This is a genomic window from Tractidigestivibacter scatoligenes (assembly GCF_001494635.1).
Lineage (GTDB): Bacteria > Actinomycetota > Coriobacteriia > Coriobacteriales > Atopobiaceae > Tractidigestivibacter > Tractidigestivibacter scatoligenes.
Genome location: NZ_LOJF01000001.1, coordinates 226,111 through 245,825 on the forward strand (window position 1 = coordinate 226,111; position 19,715 = coordinate 245,825).

Genomic DNA, 19,715 nt, shown 5'->3' on the forward strand with positions numbered 1-19,715 from the left:
AAAAGAACATGAGTGGGATGACGAGGAGAGACTTTATCGGAAGCGTTGCCGTTGGCGCAGGCGCTGCTGCTCTGGCGGGCTGTGGCTCCACGAGCACGCAGGATGCTGCCAGCGATGCGGGCTCAAGCGTTCCCAGCGCCGACAAGTACCCCATCGACCCGGACGGATCGGACGTCCAGGCCAAGTGGACGAGCGAGGAGACCCGCGACGGCTGGACCCGCTACACCAACCCTGACGGTGGTCCCGAGATTGGCGTTATGGACACTGCGCGCATGATTCAGGTGGACGGCCTTGCCTTCCGCGATATGGACGGCGATGGCAAGCTCTCGCTCTTTGAGGACTGGCGCCAGAGCGCAGATGATCGCGCTGCGGACCTGGCAAGCCAGCTTACCGCCGAGGAGTGCGTGCAGCTCATGTGGCATGGCGGCGTTCAGGGAACTCCGGACCAGCCTGGCGTGAAAACGGACCCCAACGACACGAGCCTTATCGACAAGGGCTCCTGTGCAGGCGTTTCTCGTCTTACCCCCAATGACGAGTCGTACGCGTCTGCCATCTCCTGGATCAATGGGATCCAGGAGAAGTGCGAGAAGCGCCCCCACGGCATCCCGTACATTTGCTCCACCGACCCCTACTCGACCCTTGGCATCCCCTCGACCGTTGGGCTCGCTCCGGCCATGGATAAAGATCTGTGGCGCAAGGCTGGCATGTGGATTGGCCGTGCCTGGAGCGCAATGGGCATCCGCTGCGAGCTTGGCCCGCAGGTAGACCTCTACACCAACCCCATCACGTCGAGACTCCCCGGAGCCGAGACCGAGGACCCCGCTCTTGACCGCGACTTCACCGCTGCCTTTGCTGGCGGTATGCAGTCGACCTGGGGCGACGATGAGGCTACTGATGACAAGGGCTGGGGCAAGGATTCCGTTGCCACCATGCTCAAGCACTTTGTGGGCGCCGGCTCCATCGAGGGCGGCCGCAACGACCATGGTGACACTGGCAAGTACGATGTCTTCCCTGGTGGCAACTACAAGGCGCACCTCATCCCGTTCCTGGACGGCGGAATGAAGCTCGATTCCAAGACAGAGCAGATGGCGGCCGTGATGCCCAACTACGGCATCCCCTTCTCCACGGATGCTGAGTATGGCCTGCGTGTTGGTGGTGGCCTCAACAAGCAGCAGCTCTCCATTCTCCGCAATGCAGGCTGGGAGGGTATGGTCTGCACGGACTGGGGAATTATCACGAGCGGCCGTGGTACCGAGAACATGGACGAACAGGGGCGTTATCGCCTGATGATTGATGCCTCCGTTGACCAGTACGGTGGCGGCTTTAAGCCTGAGGAAGTCGGTGACCCCGTCTACGAGCAGATGGAGAAGGACCTCGGAGAGGACGAGGCGCTCGCCCGCGTGCGTGAGTCCGCCAAGCGCATTCTGCGCCTCATGGTGAACGTCCAGCTCTTCGACCAGCCCTACTCCGATCGCAGCAAGGCCAAGGAGGTCCTTGAGAGCACGGCGGCGGCAGACTTTGCCGAGGAGTGCAACGAGAAGTGCATCATCATGCTCAAGAACAAGGGTGGGCTCATCTCGAAGAACGGTCTGGGCGACAAGCCCAAGGTCTACATTCCGCAGCTCTTCACGCCCTCCTCTTCGAGCTTCTTTGGCACCACGCCTGCGAGCATTACGCCGTGCTTTGACATTGACGTGGCGAGCAAGTACTTCGACGTGGTCACTGATGAGGTTGGTGACCCCACCGGCGCACCCCTCGATGGCGAGACGGACCCGCAGTATCAGGAGTCCGACATCACGCGCCTCTCTGACTTCTCGGGCGTTGACTACGCCCTTATCAAGATTAAGAACCCGCAGGATGCGTATGATGGCGTCATGGGTGCAACGTCGATGTTTGGTGCCAGCTCAAACGATGACATCACTTACGTGCCCATCTCGCTGCAGTACCGTCCGTACACCGCCGATGGCAGCAGCGTGCGTCAGACGTCACTTGCCGGCGACCCTGTTGACGGCAAGACGTGGTACGAGCATGGGACCGAGAGCGGCGTGGAGATGACAAACCGCAGCTACTACGGTCAGTCGACCTATGCCACCAATGAAAGTGAGCTTGACCTTGTGCTGGACACCAAGGCCAAGCTGCCCGAGTCCGCTAAGCTCATCCTTGTGATTGAGGCGGACCACCCCATGGTCTTCTCCGAGATCGAGCCCTCTGCCGACGCCATTCTCATGACATGGGCGGGCGACGCCGGCCCCAGCGGCACCGGGTTCAACATTCCGGATGCCTCTATTGCCAAGATCATCACTGGCGAGGTTGAGCCCAGCGCCCTTCTCCAGTTCCAGATGCCCAAGGACATGGACACAGTGGAGACCCAGCTTGAGGACGTACCTCGCGATATGGACTGCTACACCGACTCCGAGGGCAATACCTATGACTTCTGCTTTGGCCTCAACTGGTCCGGTGTGATTGACGACGACCGCACCAAGACCTACAAGGTCGCGCCGCTCACCGAGCCTGAGACCGAGGTCAAACCCGATAAGGCATAGCCTCCGGCGGTAACGATGCTTGTGGCGAGGGGCTCGCAGCCGTTGTGGCTGCGGGCCCCTCGGCTGAAGTCCCCAGGTGCCGAGAGGGGCCCCCGGCGCCAACGAGCCCCAGGCGCCAACGAGAAGAAAATCGACATTTTTGCCACTGAGAACGACGTTATCTATCGAATTTCCTCTCCACAGCACCAGCCGGTATGGGTGGCCGGTGCGGGTGGCGGGCGGCAGGGCGAGTCTGCTGCCGGCTGGGAGCGACTGGCGTCGGCTGGGTGCAGTGGACGCCCGCTAGTACTGGCAGGGAACCCCTGCAACCCACCAATGGTGACAAGCAGACGACCACTTGCGCCAAATACAAGAACCGCCGCCCGCAGGACCGTATGGTATGGCTCGACGACAACCTCCCTATGCCGTCTTGCACCAACGTCCGGGACTCTCCCTCCCGTATACGGCCCGGACGCGCAAACTTTGCGGGGCCTCGGCATGTGCCGGGGCCCCGCTTGCGAATTGAGAGCAGAACCACGGCGGTTCCCCCAATGGAAGCGCTACATTACAGGTCTACAAGCAAAGGCGCAGACGTTGGGGGAGTCCATGAGTCGCCGTAACAAGCCGCAGCCCCAAGCCCTACTCGCGCTCGTCCTTTCGGCCGTCGTGGTGGCTGCTCTCGTCTTGGTTGCGCGGGGCTGCGCTGCGTCCAACGCATCGGACCAGGACGCCTCTAACGCTCAGCAAGCGACGGACGACCAAACGGTAACGCAAGCCCCGGATAGCGTGAGCTTCTGTGCCGTTGGCGACAACCTTGCCAACGAGAACACCCTTGAGTACGCGGACTCGTGGTCGGGCACCACAGGAGACCTCAGCTATGACTTTGGCCCGCTCTACGATCACGTGCGCGACGTCATCTCCAGCTACGATATCGCCTTCGTGAACCAGGAGACGACCCTCGGTGTCTACCAAGGACACGGCTACGCTGGCTACCCCAGCTTCAACACGCCGGACTCCATGGCGCAGGCGGTGTCGGACGCGGGCTTTGACGTGGTGAACACCAACTCCAACCACACGTATGACACCTGGACGGACTCCATCCTCAATGCGCAGAAGGTTTGGGCTAGCTACCCCAATATCACGGTCATTGGCTCCTACGCAAGCGAGCGCGACCGCCAGAACGTGCGAACGGTCGAGAAGAACGGCATAACGCTGGCGTTTCTCTCGTATAGCTACGGCCAGAACGGCTACACGCAGAACCAGCTGCCAAACGACTACTACGCCGTTCCCTGGGACGAAGAAGCCATGAGGGAAGATATGGCCCGCGCCAAGCAGAAGGCGGACTTTGTGGTCGTCTACCTCCACATGGGAACCGAGTACACCAACACGCCAAACGAACAGCAGGTAGAGGCTGCGCAGGCATGCGCGGACGCGGGTGCGGGGCTGGTCTCGTGCAGCCACGCGCACGTGATTCAGCCCATGGCGTGGCTCCAGCGCTCGGACGGCTCTGGCTCCACGCTCGTAGCATATGGGCTGGGGGACTTTGTCTCGGGCTACCACAAGCCTGACTGCGTTCTCTCGGGCATGCTGAGCTGCGACTTTGTTCGTGGTGAAGACGGCGCGGTGGGTATCCAGAACGTGGCGTGGCACACGCTCATCGAGCACGCAGAAGGCGATGCTGACACGGTCTACCTGGCGCGCGACTACACCGACGACATGGCTTCCGTAAATGAGCTGCTTGCGGACCTCGACAACCCAGGCGAGTGGATTCGCTCAAAGACCAGCGAGGTCATAGGCTCGGAGTTCCAGATAGACCAGTGACGCCGCTGCCAGTGGGCGCCGCTGCTGGGCAGCAACTGCAATTTGCGACGGATAAATGACCGGATGCGACCCTCTTTGGTGCCGCGCACGCCTGCTGCCTACCCTTATCGTCGAACAAGCGGCCCTCGGGGCCGGAGGGAACGTAAGGGGAGTGGGGAATGGCTAAGAACACTACGAGAAGGAAGTTCATCGGTTCTACCATCGCGTCGGTGGGCCTTCTGGGCGTCACCGCTGCGGCCAACGTAGCGGCGAACAAGTTCAGCTCGCTTCTCGACCACTACGTGGGCGGTCGCCCCGCAACGGTCGAGAAGGTCGAGGGCTCCGAGGGCTGGGACGCGGAGTACTACACAGCGGACTACCGTGGCCGCAAGCAGGCGACCGAGGCTGCAAACGAGCTGGTCACCGAGATCGAGGGCGAGGGCATCGTCCTCTTGAAGAACGACAACGCTGCGCTGCCGCTCTCCACGTCCGAGACCGTGAGTATGCTCGGCCGCTACGCGGCCGACCCGGTCTATGGCGGGGCTGGCTCCGGTACCGTTGACGCCAACTCCTGCATCAACTTCTACCAGGGCATCAGCCAGGCGGGTTTCACCATCAACGACACCGCCTACGACTGGATCAACAACAACTATTCCAACTACGCCAAGGCCGCCATCACCATGGACAACCCGTCCACGGCGTCCTACTACATCGGCGAGATTCCCTGGTCCGACTATAGCTCTGACGCTCAGGCATCCATTAACGGCACCGTTGGCCTGGTCTTCATTGGCCGTGGCGGCGGCGAGGGCGGCGACCTCTCCCGTGACCTCAAGGCAGACGTGGAGTCTGGCGTCTCCGAGAACTTCACCGCCAACAGCGAGACGGCCAACTACGAGGACGGCCAGCACGAGCTTGAGCTTACGGCGGAGGAGAAGAGCGTCATCGCAGCCGCGAAGGCGGCTTGCACCAAGGTTGTCGCGGTGCTCAACCTCTCCACGTCGATGGAGCTTGGCCCCCTGGTCTCTGGTGACTACGAGGTCGACGCGATTCTCGAGGTTGGATCTATTGGCGCCACCGGTGCGGCTGCCCTCGGTCAGGTACTCGCCGGTACCGTGAACCCCTCTGGCAGGACCACGGACATCTGGGCCGCAGACTTCACGGCTGACCCCACGTTCAAGAACTTTGGCGGCAAGCGCTACACCGACATCGAGGGCTACTATCCTGAGAAGTCCACGGGCAACGCCTACTTTGTGGAGTACGCCGAGGGCCTCTACTACGGCTACCGCTACTACGAGACCGCTGCAGTCGAGGCTGAGGCGGGCAACTACGACGGCTTCGACTACGACAAGGCTGTGGTGTTCCCGTTTGGCTATGGCCTCTCGTACACCACGTTCTCGCAGACGCTCGACTCTGTGAATGCGGACGACGAGAAGGTCAAGGTTGAGGTCACGGTTTCCAACACGGGCTCCGTTGCCGGCAAGGACGTCGTAGAGGTGTACTACTCGGCCCCCTATACCGCAGGCGGGCTCGAGAAGGCAGCCGTCGTGCTGGGCGGCTTTGCCAAGACCGATGCGCTTGACCCCGGTGCGAGCCAGCAGGTCACCATCGAGTTCCCCGTGCGCGACATGGCCTCCTACAGCTCCGACGAGCAGGCGTACGTGCTCGACGCGGGCGACTACGTCATCAGCCTCCGCACCGACTCGCACACCGTCGTGGACCAGAAGACCGTGTCCCTCTCGGCCAAGAAGTACACGACCGACTCCGCCACCGAGGCGCAGATTACCAACAAGTTCGACGACATGACGGAGTACATGGAGAAGAACGTCAAGACCATGTCCCGCAAGGACTTTAAGGGGACCTTCCCCGAGGAGGCCGCCGACAAGAGCGCGGCGGACTGCGGCGTGGAGCTTGTGGAGTGGAAGCACGAGGACCACGAGGACCCCAACGCCACGATGCCAACCACCGGGGCGGACAACGGCCTGCAGCTCATTGACATGCGCGGCCAGGACTTCGACTCCGAGGCCTGGAACGACATCCTCGACCAGCTCTCGGTTGAGGAGATGGCCACCTGCCTGAACGACGACGCCTACAACACCCCCGAGGTCGAGTCCGTGGGCAAGCCCGCAACGGTAGAGCCCGACGGCCCTGCCGGCTTCACCTCGCTCACCGGTCCCACCGGCAACTGCTCCTACTGCTCCGAGGTCGTTATGGCGCAGACCTGGAACGTGGAGCTCATGCACCGCATGGGCCAGATGGTTGGCCAGGAGGCCCTGGCCTCTGCGTACAACGGTTGGTACGCGCCGGCCATGAACACGCACCGCTCGCCCTTCGCCGGCCGCAACTTCGAGTACTACTCCGAGGACCCGCTGCTTGCCGGCAAGATTGGCGCGGCAGTGGTGAGTGGTGCCGCCGAGAACGGCTGCTATGCCATGATCAAGCACTTCGCGATGAACGACCAGGAGTCCTACCGCGTGCAGCACGTCTGCACCTGGGCCACCGAGCAGGTTGCGCGCGAGATCTACCTGCGTCCGTTCGAGACCACCGTCAAGGAGGCCACGTACGAGATGAAGTACATCTCGGACGACAAGGGCACTGTCTCAACCAAGACCATGCCCGGCTGCACCGGTGTGATGAGCTCGTTCAACTACGTTGGCGCCGAGTGGGCCGGCGGCCGCAAGAGCCTGTGCACCGGCGTCCTGCGCGACGAGTGGGGCTTCAAGGGCATGGTCATCACGGACTTCGAGCTCTATGACTACATGAACAAGAACCAGGCCATCTATGCCGGCACCGACCTTCAGCTCACCTACTCGGCAATGACCGGCGAGTACCAGGGCACCAACACGGCGACCGTTGTCTCCGAGATGCGCGAGTCCATGCACCGCGTGCTCTACACCGTTGCCAACTCCAACGCCATGAACGGCATGGTGCCGGGCTCCAAGATTACCTACGGCGTTGCCCCGTGGCAGTATGGCGTGTGGGGCGGCTCTGCGGTGCTCGTCGCCCTGGCGGCGTTCTTCGGCTACAAGGCCGTGAAGAACCACAAGCTCATGGGCGCCGAGGGCAAGGACGGAGAGGCTGCCGATGTCCCCGAGGTCAAGAAGGGCGACAAGAAGGCGTCTGACGAGAAGTAGCAAGGCAGTTCTACTCGCATAAAGCAAGCGGCCCGTCCCCGGGTGGGGGCGGGCCGCCTTTGTGTGAGGTGCCTTCTCGCCTTAGAACGCGGGAAGGACGTCCTGACCGTACGTGTCGGAGAGGTACTGCTTGAAGTCGTCGCTCGTGAGAACGCTGACCAGCGCGGCAATGCGGTCGTCGTCCTTCTTCTCGGGCGTGGTCACGATGTAGTTGGCGTACTGCTCGACGGCCTTGCCCTCCTTGGACTCCACGGCAACGGCGTCCTTCACGTGGAAGCCGGCCTCGATTGCGTAGTTGCCGTTGATGACGGCAAAGTCAACATCCTGGAGCTGGCGCGGCACCGCCGCTGCCTCGACCTCAACAAACTGCAGGTTGTGGGGGTTCTCGGCAATGTCGACCGGGGTGGCCTCGAGGTTGTCGGGGTCCTTGAGCGTGATGAGGTTCTCCTGCTGGAGGAGAAGGAGCGCGCGGCCCTCGTTGGTGGGGTCGTTGGGAACGGCAATCTGCGCGCCGTCTGCGATGTCGGCCAGGTCAGAGGACTTTCCGGCGTAGATGCCAAAGGGCTCGTAGTGGATGGCGGCCACGCCCACCAGGTCTGTGCCGTTCTCGTCGTTGTAGTTGTTGAGATAGTTGATGTGCTGGAAGTAGTTGGCGTCGACCTCGCCCGAGCTTGTCACCTGGTTAGGGATGATGTAGTCGGTGTACTCCTTGGTCTGAAGGTCGATACCCTGCTCCTTGAGCTTGGGCGCGGCAAAGTTGTTGAGGATCTCTGCGTGGGGCGAGGGGGACGCGGCAACTGTGAGCGTCTGGCTCTGCGCCGAGTCGCTGGCGGAAGAGCTGCTGGAAGACGAGCTGGAACCGGAGTTCCCGCAAGCAGCGAGGGTGGTTGCGGCAAGTGCGGCGAGGCCGGTGCCAATGAAGTTCCTTCTGGTGAGCATGACGGGTTCCTTTCTGTTGGAAAAATGATGAGAGTGGTGGTAGGAGCGCTGCCGAGAAGCGCAACGCGTTCCTGCTAGCGGTGGTCAATCTTCTTTGCGATGGCGTCGCAGGTGCTCTGGATTACCTGCACCAGGATGATGATGAGCACGAGAGTGGCGATCATGACCTCGTCCTGGTAGCGGTAGTAGCCGTAACGAATGGCGATGTCGCCCAGCCCGCCCGCGCCAACTGCGCCTGCAATGGCCGTGTAGCCCAGAACCGCGATAAGCGTGATCGAGATGCCGCGGACAATGGAGGGCAGGGCCTCGGGGAGCAGGGCAGAGACCACGATGCGCGGGATGGACGCTCCGCACGCCTCTGCTGCCTCGATTGCGTCGCGCGGGACCTCGGCCAGGGACTGCTCGACCATGCGCGCCACAAACGGCGTGGTGGAGAGCACCAGGGGCGGAATCACGCCCTGCACGCCGGTGGTGGTGCCAACCAGGGCGCGCGTGACCGGGAACATCGAGACCAGAAGGATGATGAACGGGATGGAGCGCCCAATGTTCACCACCCAACCGAGTACGGCATTCAGGGTGCGCATGGGGTGAAGCCCGCGCGGTGCGGTGACGCAGAGAACAACGCCTAGGAAGATGCCTATGACGTACGAGAAGGCCGTGGACACAAAGAGCATGACCAGCGTATCGGCCAGTCCCTCGCCAAGAAGCGAGCCGTACTGGGCGAAGAAGGATGCAAGGCTACTCATCCCAGCTCTCCTTTCCCAGAAGCTGACGGGTCACTTCGTGCTGCGGGTTGGCAAAGACCTCGGCAACGCTGCCCTGCTCAACGACCTTGCCCGAGACAAGCACTGCCACGTCCTTGCAGATGTCCTCGACAACCTGCATGGAGTGGGTAATCACGATGATTGTGACGCCCGTCTCGGCGTTGATCGTGTGCAAAAGGCGCAGGACCGAGGCCGTGCTTGCGGGGTCGAGGGCCGAGGTGGCCTCGTCGCAGAGGATGTAGTCCGGGTGGCAGGCAAGCGCACGGGCAATGGCCACGCGCTGCTTCTGGCCGCCCGAGAGCTGCGCCGGATAGGAGCTGGCACGGTCTGCAAGGCCAACGCGGTCCAGGTAGCCCAGGGCCTCCTCGCGGTTCTCTGCCGTGACCTTGCCCGTGCTCGCAAGGTAGGGGAAGCAGACGTTCTCAAGGGCTGTCTTCTGCGCGAGAAGGCCAAAGCCCTGGAAGATCATCGCCACATGGCGGCGGTACTCGCGAAGTGCGGCGCCCTTGAGGTTGGTCACGTCGGTACCATCAACCACCACGCGTCCGGAGGTGGGACGCTCGAGGAGGTTGAGGCAGCGGACCAGCGTTGACTTGCCGGCACCGGAGATGCCAATGATGCCAAACACGTCGCCGGTGGGGATGGTGAGGGACACGTCGTTTAGGGCGTGGACCTCGCTGCCCCCCTCAAAGGTCTTGCAAAGATGTTCCAGAGAAATCAAAACGTGCGCTCCGCTCGATGCCGCCTGCTGGTAAAGTGCACGACCCTGTGCAAAAGCCGTGCTGGTAAGACGCCCGGTCCCTTCGCGCTGGCGGCCCGTGCCGGGTGATGCGGCAGGCTGCTAGCGACGAGGGTGCCCGGGCTTGGGCATCTGCTGGCGCATGAGCGCAAAGGTGTATGTGCTGCTCGTCGTGTTCATGCTCCAACACTGTAGCTAGCGTCTGGCTGAATCTCAAATCGTTATTCGCGTTGACTGGCTATCGCGTCAGGTGATAGCAGTGGACGAGCGCCTATGCGCGCTCTGGAATCACGGCATCCACGCAGAAGGTCGTCCCGTTTGCCGAGAAGGCAAGCGTGCCACCGTAGCGCTCGACGATCGCCTTCATCGAGCGTGTGCCAAAGCCGTGGTTGAGAGGGTCGCCCTTAGTGCTTGCCGGCACGTCGCCTTTGAAGCTCTTTGCACTGGCAGTGGGGTCGTAGTAGTTCTCCACGTGGATGGTCACGGTTCCGGCGCGCCTGCGCACGATGAGCGAGATGGACCTCCTTGCCGCATCGTCCAGGTGCTCTACGGCCTCGATAGCATTGTCGAGCGCGTTGCCAAAGAGCGCGTAGAGGTCGGCGGGCGCCATGAAGTCCAGCGCGGCGCCGTCCGCCACGCAGGTGAGCGTGATCTTGCGGCTCTCGCAAAGCAGACTCTTCTCGGAAAGGATGGTGTCAAGGGCGTCGTTGCCGGTGCGGACCTTGGAGTCGTACACGTCGATCTCTTGCGCGACGTTCTCGAGCACCGCCTTGTCGACGGCCTTGTCTCCCGCTGCGAGCGAGCGAATCTGGTGGCGTAGGTCGTGGCACTTGATGTTGATGGCTTCGATGTTCTCGCGCGAGAGCTGGTACTGGCGCTCCTGCTCGGCGAGGAGACGCTCGGTGGCGGCCTTCTCGGAGGAGAGCTGGCGCACCACAACAAGCTCCACCTCGGCGATGATCACAAAGACGCAGATAAGCACGTGGAACAAGCGCAGGCATAGGACGATGGGCAGCGGCAGGCTCACGGTGACAACGTACTTGAGGATAAGGTCAAAGCCGATGATGCCAAACATCACCACGACGATCATGGCGAGCATGGCCGGGTTTCTCTGACCCTCCAGGCCCTTGGAGTCGATGCGCCCAATGAAGAGCAGGTAGGCCACTACATAGGTTGCGGCACAGCTTATCGCGGTGAGCCACGCGTTCTCGCCCGGCACAATGCCCGGAACGCCTGCGGCGGTGAGGAGAAGCCCAACAGTCTCTCCGAGTCCGCTGGCAAGGTTCTGAAGAGAGTAGCCGGCCGTCGCGCAGAAGATTGCGGCCCACGGGCTTATCTCGAAGCAGGCGAGAAGCGATGGGATGGTGACGAGGAGGAACAGAGAGCATGTGATAAGCATGGGGACGAGGGCGTAGCCAAGCCCATACTCGAGTGCCCCCGGATGATAGTTCGATAGATCGGGAATCTGCAGGAATACGTTGATACATGGAGTAAGCATGCCTGCCGCAAAGACCGCTGCGGTTATCGCCGCGGCGCGACGCCAGGGGTGCGGCCTTGTTGGCTGTCCATGAGCAAACAGGCATGCCGCAATCATGACCTCGACAAACAGCAGGGTTGCCCGCGTGGCGTACACCATTCCTAGAGCAGGCCATTGGCTCCAATCGCTCATACGGTGCCCCCGAAGTAGCGCGCGAGCGTCTCGAGACAGGGCTTCTTGCACGAGCGGCTAAAGAAGAGCGAGGTTCCGTCATCCAGCTGAATGGAGTCGCCAAGCACCGCACTCACGTGGGACATGTTGGCGAGACACCCTTGGCTCACGGTGATGAAGAGGCCTTGCGGGAGTTCTTCTCGCGCGCCGCTTATGCTCCCGCGCCGGCGGAGCGGATGGTCGATGCCGGTCACGTGATAGAGAAGGTCGTGCTTTGCGCGCTCGACATAGGCGATGTCCCGTACGTCGACCACACGCGTGCCGCCTGCGGTGGGAAGGACAATGGTGCGCGTAGCGTTCTTCTCCATTGCGCGGAGGGCTCGCCCCATGCGCATGGCAAAGTCGCCGTAGCCAACCGGCTTGACCATGAAGTCGAGCGCGTCCACCTGATAGCCCTTTACAGCGTACTGGGCGAGGTTCGTTACGAAAATGAGCGGGGTGGTGGCGTTCTCCTCGCGCAGCATCTGCGCCGTCTCCATGCCGTTGATGCCCGGCAGGTCGATGTCCATGAAGATGAGGTCGACTGCGTCGGCGGACGAGAGGTCAAAGGCGGTTGCAAGGCGGGTCACCAGGAAGCGGATTCCGTGCTCCGCGGCAAAGCGCTCGAGGTGCGCGGAGAGCGTGCTTGCCGCCTGGTCGTCATCCTCGACAATCAGCACCTTGTAGGTGTCCACACCGTTCACCTCGATTCCGATTCTGTCCCGGCGGTGACGGATTTGGTCACCCCTTGTCTTTTCCAAGCTTAGCTGAACTACCTTTCCACTCGAATTGAAGTTTGGGCGGGTGTGCGTCCCGCCTGAGAAAGCAACGGAGGGGAGAAGATGGGAAAGAAGAACCAGAAGGGTTCCGGCGGAGTGCGTACCGTGAGCCGTGCCCGCAAGGTGGGGAGAGTCATCAAGACCATCCTCAAGTCTGCCCTGGTAGTCGTACTGGCGGTGCTTATGGTCGCCGTCAACGTGATTCTGCCGGGCAACGGAATGATCGTGCGCATGGTCAACAACATGGCCGGCTATCAGCAGTCGTGGGACAACTCCAAGGCGAACACCGAGGGGCTGGACCTTGACTACTACAAGGCCGACTATGACAAGGACAGCATTCGCGATGCCGAGGAGAGCCTCGACCGCCAGATTGCAAACGAGGGCTACGTCCTGCTCAAGAACGACGACAACACCATGCCGTTTGAGCAGGGCACGACGTTTAGCTTCTTCGGGGAGTCGGTGAAGAACCTCACGGCGACCCAGAGCATTATGACGATGTTTACAGGCGCCAGCGGCGACTCCAGCAAGCTGACGAACTCCTTTGAGAGCCGCGGTCTCCACGTGAACCAGACACTTCTGGACTTCTACACCAAGGGTGCCGGAAGCAAGTACTCCATGGGTCGCGGTTCGATCAGCTTTGGCGCAGACGAGGACTTCCACATCAACGAGTGCCCGTTCAGCGAGCTTGAGTCGACGGACGGTCTGTTCGACTCTGCCAAGGGCACCGTTCCCGTCTTTGTGATGCGCCGAGTTGCCGGCGAGGGCCGTGACATGCCTCGCTCCATGTACCGGTACGCATCGAGCAAGGAGGACCAGGTCAAGAGCTACCTCGAGCCCGACTCGACGGAGCTTGAGATTCTCCAGTACATCAACGACAACTTCGACAACGGCGTGGTTGTTGTCAACACCGCCTCGGCGCTGAACCTTGGGTGGCTCAAGCAGTTCCCCAACATCAAGAGTGTGCTGTTCGTGCCCTCTACCGGCACCTACGGCACCGACTCGCTGGCGGCCATCTTCTCTGGTGAGGTCAACCCCTCCGGCAAGACGGTCGATACCTTCGAGGCGAACTCGCTCAACTCTCCGGCCGCCCAGAACTTTGGCGACTACCAGTACGTCGACGCAGACGGCAACTACACCGGGCACGCCTACGTCTCGTATGCCGAGGGCATTTACGTTGGCTATCGCTACTACGAGACCCGCTACGAGGACGCCGTGCTTGGGCAGGGCAACGCCGGGGACTTCGACTACGACAGCGAGGTTGTCTACCCGTTTGGCTATGGCCTTTCGTACACGAGCTTTGACTGGGCCAACTACAAGACGACCTGGGACGGCAACACCTGCACAGTCTCGATTGACGTTACCAACGCGGGTAACGTAGCGGGCAAGGACGTTGTCGAGGTCTACGCGCAGAGCCCCTACACCGATTACGACCGTGCCAACGGCGTCGAGAAGAGCGCCGTCCAGTTGGTGAATTACGGCAAGACCAAGCTCCTCGAGCCCGGCGAGACCCAGACGGTCACCGTCACCTTCGACCAGGACGCGCTCAAGGCGTACGACGCCAACGGAGCGAAGACCTACATCCTGGACGCGGGCACCTACTACATCACCGCCGCCCACGACTCGCACGACGCCGTGAACAACGTGCTTGCGGCCAAGGGGTCAAACGTCTCCGGCAACGCCGCGCTTGTGAACAGCTACGTGCCGTCAAACACGGAGGTCGACACCACCACCTACGCCACCGACTCCAAGAGTGGTAGCCAGGTGACCAACCTCTTCGACGACGCAAAGGGCGACATCACCTACCTCACACGCGCGGACTGGGAGGGTACCTTCCCCAAGCACGACGGAGAGCCTGACGAGAACAACGTCTCTACCTGGGGCGCCGAGATCAACGGCACCGATGCGGACGGCAATCCCGCTGCGTACACGTGGGTCAAGGTTGCGGACTCCTCGCTTGTCGAGAAGCTCAACTCGCTCGACTCTGGTAATCCCGTGGACGACTCCGCCATTACCGATACCCCGGTGTATGGCAAGGACAACAGCGTCAAGCTCATCGACCTGCGTGGCAAGGCGTACGACGACCCCATGTGGGACCAGCTCCTCGACGAGCTCACCGCGGATGACTACCGCGAGCTCATCGGCCACTCGGGCTATGGATCGGAGTTCATCCAGTCGATTGGCAAGCCGTTCAACATCGACGCGGACACCGCGGCAGGCCTCATCTACGGCGGAACCGGCATGATGTTCTGCTCGCCTGTGGTCATGGCGCAGACTTGGAACCAGGAGCTTGCCACCGCCTACGGCACCATGATCGGCAACGAGGCGAACATCGGCGGAACTACCGGCTGGTACGCGCCCTCGATGAACATTCACCGCACGCCCTTCACGGGACGTAACGGCGAGTACTACTCAGAGGATCCCGTCATCAGCGGCACCGTGGCTTCTCTCGAGATCAAGGCAGCGGCGGAGAAGGGCGTGTACTCTACCATCAAGCACTTTGCCCTCAACGACCAGGAGAACCACCGCGGTGACGGTGGCACGGAGCGCGGATGCGCCACGTGGGCCAACGAGCAGGCCATCCGCGAGGTCTTCGTCAAGCCCTTCGACATCTGCATGCACTCTACCGGCGCGGTTGATGAGAACTACGTCGAGAAGGGCGCCGACGGCAGCTACTCCATGGCGATGACCAAGGTCGATGCCTGCCAGGCCATCATGAGCGCCTTCAACCGCGTTGGCGCAACGTGGGCGGGCGGCAACTATGCCCTGCTCACCGGCCTTGCTCGTGACGAATGGGGCTTCAACGGCTGGATCATCACCGACTCCGCCAACTCCGCTGGCCCGTACATGGACTCTAGCCAGATGATTCGTGGTGGCGGCGACTCGCGCCTGCGCTCCAACGAGAACAACTACACGTACGACGCGAACAACTCTGCCGAGTACCACTATGGTCGCGAGGCAATCCATCACCTGCTGTACGTCACCGCTAACTCGAAGGCGATGGAGGGCGCAATGCCCGGCAGCGTCTACGTGCCCGGCATGCAGGTTATCACCAAGGTGACCATTGCCGTGAACGTGGTCTCCATCGGCCTGATTGCGCTGGTGTTCTGGACCGGCTGGCGCAACCACAAGAAGCGCGCGGCCGAGCGGGCTGCCGCTGCTTCAGCGACGACGAGCGCTGCTGACGGCGACGGTGGCGAGGCGTAGCGGTACAGGCGCCAAACGCGTTGTTGCGCGACAGCGTTGAACGAGGCGGGCCTGCCCCTTGTGGGTGGGCCCGCCTTTCTCGGCATATGGGTGCTCGTCCTTCTCGGTTCCCTATGTGGCTGTCTGCGCGTCTTGGTGCGAAAACGTACGCGAAAACAATTACTTCGTTGCAGCGGTGACGTTTCCCCAGGAAAGCAACGAGCCGCATTGTTTTCGTGTGCGCTTTTGACGCCGCCGATGCCGCCGCCGACGCTGCCGACGGACCTGTCCAGGCCCGCCCGGGGTTGCTCGACTGCAGCACCACTGCGCCACCGCTTACCGAGCGACGTGCCGCTTGCCTATGGCTTGATGCGTCGTATGTCTCGCCTGAGTATCCTTTCGACACAACTAAAGTTAGGGTGTGCCATGCGAGTCACGTTCAACAAGCTCACCGCGCTGCTCATCCTGCGTGCCCTGCGCTCTTCTCGGCGCACGCTCACGTCGAGCAGGAAGGGCCTCCTTGCGCCCACGCCGGAGCCGTACGTCCGCTGGACCGCGCGCCGTCTGGGCAACGCGCTCGCCACTGCCGGAGTGGACCCCGCCGACTTACGCGGCAAGTTCCAGGTCATGGTGCCCGAGCAGAACGCACGCATCCGATCGAATGCAGCCCAGAATACCATCTACACCCACGGGCTGCCCGCAAATCCCGTGATTGAAGTGGCAGATGGGGTGCAGATATCCTGTCCTGAGCTGCTATTTATTGAACTTGGCACCATCATGTCCCCTGTGGTTCAGCTGCTTGTTGGGCTGGAGCTGTGCGGCAGGTTCTCGCGCTGTGGTGCGGACCCGCGCAACGGTCCGGTGACGTTTGGCATCAAGCCGGTAACTACGGCAAAGAAGATTCGGGCATACCTTGCGAATGCGAACGATGTTGCCGGGCTCGAGCAAAGCCGCAGGATAGCCGAGTGGCTCATGGATGAAGCGTGGTCGCCGCAGGAGTCTATAGTTGATGCGCTGGCGAGAATGCCGCTCCACGAGCTGGGATACGAGCTTGGTGAGCTGCGGCTTAATCCTCGCGTTGTGGCCGGTGGCGATGCGGAATTGCTCGTTGCCAAACGCAGCCGAGTTCCGGACACCATAGTGGTGGGCACTTCCGTTGGTTTCAACTATGATGGCGGGCCGCATTTTGGCGAAGACTTCGATGCAGATGCGGAGCCTAATTCCCAGCAGAACGGTATCGCTGCGATTGGTCCTATACGTGCGGCGATTGTGGCCGACAAGCGCCGGGACCGCGACCTGCTGGTGCAGGGGCTGTCGGTGCTTCCGGTGACCAAGGAAGACCTGCTTGAGCGCGGTGGCTTGGATCGCGTGATGCTGCAGGCCATGAGCATCATCGAGCGTCTGGGGCAGGGCGATTACACAAGGCAAAAGCAGGCTTTGTGCAGGAAAAAGCTGGCCGAGGAACGCCAGAAACTAATCTGGTCGCTGCTCCCGGGAACGCGTGGCAGGGTGCTGAGCCGCGAGCTCGCAGAAGACCACATGCCCGAGATGACAATTCACGACGAGGAGATCTATTTCTAGGCGGATGTCGCGCGGGCGACGCTGTGCGTGGCGCTTCTCGTTAGCGGTGGCTGGCTGACGGCCGGTGGGGCTGGCTGGGCTGACCTTGGCTTCTCGGCCCGCAATAAACGCACGCCAAAACGACCGGTTACTACCAGTTTCCTGGGAAAACGCGCCTGGCGAGAAGGACGAATTGTTTTCGTGTGCGCTTTTGGCCGAGGCAGACGACGTCGAGCGGGGTCGCGGCCGCGCACCGGTCCGCGTGCGGTCGCCGTCGTTCAAGGTGACACGGTGGAGCGCGGTCCATCCCCAATGCCCGCGGGTATACTGGACTCTCAGGCAAGAGGCGCGGAGGTCCCATGGAATCGCTCTACACGAAGTACCGCCCAAAGACGTTCGAAGAGGTTGTCGGCCAGGAACACGTGGTCGAGACCCTCAAGCGCGCGGTTCTCGAGGGCAAGGTGAGCCATGCGTACCTCTTCTGCGGACCGCGCGGAACCGGCAAGACCACCATGGCGCGCATCCTGGCGAAGGCGCTCATGTGCCAACGCGGCGCAGGTCACCTGCCCGATGGTACCTGCGAGGAGTGCCAGCTCATCGCCGCAGGTGAGCACCCGGACGTGCTTGAGCTCGACGCGGCCTCGCGCACGGGCGTCGACAACGTCCGCGAGGAGATCATCAGCCGCGTCAACTACGCGCCCGTCCGTGGCAGCTACAAGGTCTACATCATCGACGAGGTCCACATGCTCACGCCGGCGGCGTTCAACGCGCTGCTCAAGACGCTTGAGGAACCCCCGAGCCACGTGGTCTTCATCATGTGCACCACCGACCCGCAGAAGATTTTGGCCACAATTCTCTCGCGAGTCCAGCGCTTTGACTTCCACGCTATTGGCCCTAACGAGATGCAGGCCCACCTGGCGTACGTGTGCACGCAGGAGGGCTTCACCTACGAAGACGCTGCGCTCGAGCTTATCGTTCGCCATGCGCGCGGCGGCATGCGAGACGCGCTCACCTCGCTCGAGCAGGTCTCGGTCTTTGGCGACGGCGCCATCACGCTCTCGGCTACCCAGGACCTCTTTGGCGAGGCCAACGGTGCGGTTCTGGGCAACGTGACAAAGGCAATTGCCGAGAGGGACGTGGCGTCGCTCTTCGAGGAGGTCTCGCGCCTTGCGTCCGAGGGGCGCGACCTGCTGCAGTTCACGCGCGAGCTTGCGTCGCGCATGCGCGACGTGTACGTGACCGCGGTGGTGGGCGATCCGGCGAAGGTCATTGCCGCGTCGTCGGAGGAGCTTGCGAGCCTCTCGTCCGAGGCAACGGCATTTGGCTCTGCGGACCGCATCGCCCGTGTGCTCACCATCTTGGGCGAGGCCTCCAGCGAGATGCGAACGGCCACCAATCAGCGCCTTGTTCTTGAGATTGCGCTGACGAGAATTGCCCGGCCAGAATCCGACCTCACGCTGGAGTCGCTTGCCGAGAGGATCGGAAACCTCGAGCGACAGGTTGCCGCGCTTTCGGTGCCCGGCCGCGTGGCGGCGCCGGCTCCCGCGCCGGCTGTGCCAGCACCAGCTCCCGCGTCCGCCCCGGTCGTCGCGCCCGCTCCGGCGCCAGCCCCGGCTCCGCAGCCGGTGGCCCCCACGCCGCGCCCAGCGCCTGCGCCAAGGCCGACCCCTGCTCCGGCGCCGCGGCCAGCCCCGGCGCCGCAGCCAGCCCCGGCGCCCCAGCCCGCTCCTGTCCCGCGTACTTCGGCTGCGCCGACAGCTGGCGCTCCCATCACCGATGGCGCCACGCTGCAGCGCAACTGGAAGCGCGTCACCGAGGGCCTCATGGCCAAATCGGCGTCTAGGGGCTCCCTGCTCCTTAACTCCAGCATCGTCTCGGATGACGGCGCAAAGCTCACCGTGTCCTTGCCCACGGGCTCGCACTTTGCGGCCCGCATGCTCGAGCGCGCTGACGTACGCGAGCTCTACCTGCCCATTGTCGCGAGCGTCTTTGGCCCGCGCGAGGTCGTCTTTGTCGAGTCGAGCCTCTCGAGCCAGGCGATAGCACAGTCCGACCGAGCCGCATCTGCCCCGCGCCCGGCGCCTGCGCCCTCATCTCAACCTGCACCGGCACCCGCGCCCCAGGCCGCACCGCAACAGGCACCAACGTCGTATCCCATGCCGTGGGATCCCGTTGCGCCCGCAGGGCAGTCCGCACCCGCTCCAGAGCCCCCCGTGGTCGAGCAGGTTCCGTACAGCGATGCGGATGCCTCTGCCTACGAGGAGGACGCGGAATTCGGCGCCCCCACGCCGGCTCCAACGCCGCAGCCAGCCCCGACCCCGGCTCCGCAACCAGCCCCCGCGCCCAAGCCCGCGTCGGTGCCGCAGCCGGCCCCCGCTCCGGCACCTGCTCCGACCCCCAAACCGACTCCGCCCGCCACGCCTCCGGCAGACGACGCCCCGGTCCTCACCGAGGAGTTCGCGAACATCGCGGCGATGCTCGAGGACGCCTTTGGCGGCTCCGTAGTCGTGAAGCCAGACTCGCCTGATGCGCCTTCCGCTTCGGATGGAGAGGGCACAGACTAGCCAACGTTCTTATCAGCCATATTTCAGCACGCACATCAAGCAACCAG

11 protein-coding genes are annotated in these 19,715 nt (G+C 62.6%); 6 read left to right on the plus strand and 5 right to left on the minus strand.

The features are described from left to right. The first annotated feature begins 8 nt into the window (after nt 1-8). From AUL39_RS11320 to AUL39_RS01015, 3 genes are all read left to right on the plus strand, one after another. Complete coding sequence (locus AUL39_RS11320; protein ID WP_160327001.1) at nt 9-2,543, plus strand: glycoside hydrolase family 3 N-terminal domain-containing protein; 2,535 nt, start codon at nt 9-11, stop codon at nt 2,541-2,543. Between the two features lie 585 nt (nt 2,544-3,128). Beyond that, on the plus strand, nt 3,129-4,343 hold the full coding sequence (locus tag AUL39_RS01010; RefSeq protein ID WP_059052745.1) for a CapA family protein: 1,215 nt from the start codon (nt 3,129-3,131) through the stop codon (nt 4,341-4,343). A gap of 158 nt (nt 4,344-4,501) precedes the next feature. Then, on the plus strand, nt 4,502-7,453 hold the full coding sequence (locus AUL39_RS01015) for a glycoside hydrolase family 3 C-terminal domain-containing protein (RefSeq protein ID WP_059052747.1): 2,952 nt from the start codon (nt 4,502-4,504) through the stop codon (nt 7,451-7,453). 81 nt (nt 7,454-7,534) lie between these two features. Here AUL39_RS01015 and AUL39_RS01020 read toward each other — a convergent pair whose 3' ends face one another. The 5 genes from AUL39_RS01020 to AUL39_RS11170 form a co-directional block, all read right to left on the minus strand. After that, a complete protein-coding gene (locus AUL39_RS01020; RefSeq protein ID WP_059052749.1) occupies nt 7,535-8,392 on the minus strand; it encodes a MetQ/NlpA family ABC transporter substrate-binding protein in 858 nt (285 codons plus the stop codon). A 74-nt stretch (nt 8,393-8,466) separates the two neighbouring features. Continuing rightward, on the minus strand, nt 8,467-9,138 hold the full coding sequence (locus tag AUL39_RS01025; RefSeq protein WP_059052751.1) for a methionine ABC transporter permease: 672 nt from the start codon (nt 9,136-9,138) through the stop codon (nt 8,467-8,469). Then, nucleotides 9,131-9,811 carry a methionine ABC transporter ATP-binding protein gene (locus AUL39_RS01030; RefSeq protein ID WP_235810717.1) on the minus strand — a complete coding sequence of 227 codons (681 nt, stop codon included), beginning with the start codon at nt 9,809-9,811 and terminating at the stop codon, nt 9,131-9,133. Before AUL39_RS01030 ends, AUL39_RS01025 begins: the two co-directional genes overlap by 8 nt. Before the next feature lie 355 nt (nt 9,812-10,166). Next, entirely contained in the window at nt 10,167-11,564 is a 1,398-nt protein-coding gene (locus AUL39_RS01035) for an ATP-binding protein (protein ID WP_082667164.1), read from the minus strand. Next, complete coding sequence (locus AUL39_RS11170) at nt 11,561-12,277, minus strand: LytR/AlgR family response regulator transcription factor (RefSeq protein WP_059052759.1); 717 nt, start codon at nt 12,275-12,277, stop codon at nt 11,561-11,563. Before AUL39_RS11170 ends, AUL39_RS01035 begins: the two co-directional genes overlap by 4 nt. Before the next feature lie 147 nt (nt 12,278-12,424). Between AUL39_RS11170 and AUL39_RS01045 the strand changes: the two genes are divergently transcribed. From AUL39_RS01045 to dnaX, 3 genes are all read left to right on the plus strand, one after another. Beyond that, entirely contained in the window at nt 12,425-15,565 is a 3,141-nt protein-coding gene (locus AUL39_RS01045; protein WP_082667165.1) for a glycoside hydrolase family 3 N-terminal domain-containing protein, read from the plus strand. A gap of 405 nt (nt 15,566-15,970) precedes the next feature. After that, nucleotides 15,971-17,125, plus strand: a complete 1,155-nt coding sequence (locus AUL39_RS01050; protein ID WP_059052761.1) for a hypothetical protein — start codon at nt 15,971-15,973, stop codon at nt 17,123-17,125. Between the two features lie 338 nt (nt 17,126-17,463). Then, nucleotides 17,464-19,668: a DNA polymerase III subunit gamma/tau gene (gene dnaX / locus AUL39_RS01055; protein ID WP_059052763.1), complete on the plus strand. Its 2,205-nt coding sequence runs from the start codon at nt 17,464-17,466 to the stop codon at nt 19,666-19,668. Nucleotides 19,669-19,715 lie beyond the last annotated feature (47 nt).